Annotated in this window: 1 protein-coding gene and 2 pseudogenes; all 3 read right to left on the reverse strand. The window is 57.1% G+C overall.

Features of this window, described 5'->3' with window-relative positions:
- Nucleotides 1–472: pseudogene (locus EQW76_RS28625) on the reverse strand (two-component sensor histidine kinase); the annotation flags it as partial.
- Complete coding sequence (locus tag EQW76_RS28630) at nucleotides 469–1,191, reverse strand: response regulator transcription factor (RefSeq protein WP_142832606.1); 723 nt, start codon at nucleotides 1,189–1,191, stop codon at nucleotides 469–471. The gene EQW76_RS28630 and the pseudogene EQW76_RS28625, both read right to left, overlap by 4 nt.
- Before the next feature lie 94 nt (nucleotides 1,192–1,285).
- Nucleotides 1,286–1,764: pseudogene (locus tag EQW76_RS29555) on the reverse strand (hypothetical protein); the annotation flags it as partial.

Consider the following 1,764-nt stretch of genomic DNA (forward strand, 5'->3'; position numbering starts at 1 on the left):
CTGGAGCAAACCAGAGATATTTCGGAAACGCAGGGGCTTCAATCGCAAGCGCGTTATTGTTGTCGAGCATGACGAGAAGGCTATGGCGGGGACTGGCGTGCGAGAAGATTTCGCCGATCTCCGCGGCAAAGGATTTGTCCAATAGCCTGCGAATGCCCGGGCGAACGTCTGCCTGGATCGGCACGACGGCGGCTGCGTCCGCGAACTGCCTGGGATCGACCCGCCCCATGCGGAGCCCGACGGCGGCCGCATTGGCAAGTGCTGCATCCTCGTCTGCCCGGGAACTGGCCTTTTTGAATTGCTGCAGCACCGTCTCCACGCGACCGGCGAACAAGCCGATCTCGATCCCCTTGTCATGTCGGCCATAGATGAACGGCTCGGTAATCGTCGCGACAGCGGATACGAGAACAACGAGGAGAATGGCAAGCAGGAGTATCTGTATGCGAAGGGACGCAGAACGCAGCGATATCACAATATCCGCTCCACTTTTGCGGCAAACATGTAGCCGCCGAGCCGGACCGTCTTGATAAACGTCGGCTCCTTGAGGTTCGGCTCGATCTTCTGGCGAACCCGACTGATGTGCGCGTCTATACTGCGCTCGATCGGTCCCGCAGTGCCCGCATGGGTCATCGACAGCAATTGTTCCCGCGTCAGGATCTTGTTGGGATTTTGGCAGAAGGCCAGTAGCAGGTCGAATTCGGCAGTCGTCATCGACACCTGCGCGCCCTCGGCGTCGTGCAGCTGGCGACTGTTTGGATCTATACGCCAGCCGGAAAATGTCAGGGCAGCGAGCCCGCCATCCTGTTCACGCACATAGGAAGCCCGACGCAGTATGCTCTTGATGCGGGCAATGAGTTCGCGCGAGTTAAACGGTTTGGTGACGTAGTCGTCGGCTCCCAGCTCGAGGCCGAGAATACGATCGATATCCTCCTGGAGCGCCGTCAGCATAATGATTGGGATGGTGCCGGAGGAGCGCAGCCTTCTGCAAATGCTGAAGCCGTCTTCTCCAGGGAGCATCGCATCCAGAACGATCAGATCGTATTTGTAGCGCGCCAGAAGGCGGTCCATGTCCGCACCGCTGTCGGCCGACGTCGCCTTGTAGCCATTGGCGCAGGCCAGCTCGACCAGCATTCCGGCGATTTCGGTGTCATCTTCAACGATGAGGATGTGAGCTTGGTCTTGAAATGTCATCTCGGCGGGCTCCCCGATCTCAGAGGCCAGTCTTATCGCAGTTGCAAGCCGATTGCTGGATTTATCCGCTCCGGTCTTTTTTGCAAGCTCCAGATCATATCCCACCGGACATCCCCGTATCGACAATGATCATCGAGATATAGCAGGCGCGTGCCGCAACCAGGACAAAAAAGGCAATTCCAAGAGTGAGTGTCGCGTAGTGGCGCCCACGGGAATACTTCGGCATGCCTTCGATGATCTTCATGAGCGTTATCCTCAGAACCTTCGCAAAAGTCAGAAGGCAAAAGAAGGCTGTCAGAACGAAACCGCTGACCGAGGCAGCGCCAATTATCCACAACATCAAAAGAGACCCTATCCAGAAGAGGAGTTCGCATTTTACCGCGGCGGCCTGTGCAGGATCCAATCCCTGGGAGAGCCAGGTAAAAGCGGTTCGGCCAGTTGCCAAAGTTTTCAAGCGACCAATGTGAGACATCGTGTCTGCGCTCCCATGACGCGTCATGAAACCCGGACGATGGCAAGAGAGATCGGAAATAAGCACGCTCAGACGTCCATCCTCGCCATGGAGCGGCTTTT

Origin of the sequence: Rhizobium sp. rho-13.1, from assembly GCF_007000305.1 — a bacterium.
In the GTDB taxonomy this organism is placed as follows: domain Bacteria; phylum Pseudomonadota; class Alphaproteobacteria; order Rhizobiales; family Rhizobiaceae; genus Rhizobium; species Rhizobium rhododendri.

Bases quoted from the DNA above. Each gene is read 5' to 3' on its own strand.
- EQW76_RS28630 (WP_142832606.1), bottom strand. From the start codon at position 1,191: ATGACATTTCAAGACCAAGCTCACATCCTCATCGTTGAAGATGACACC.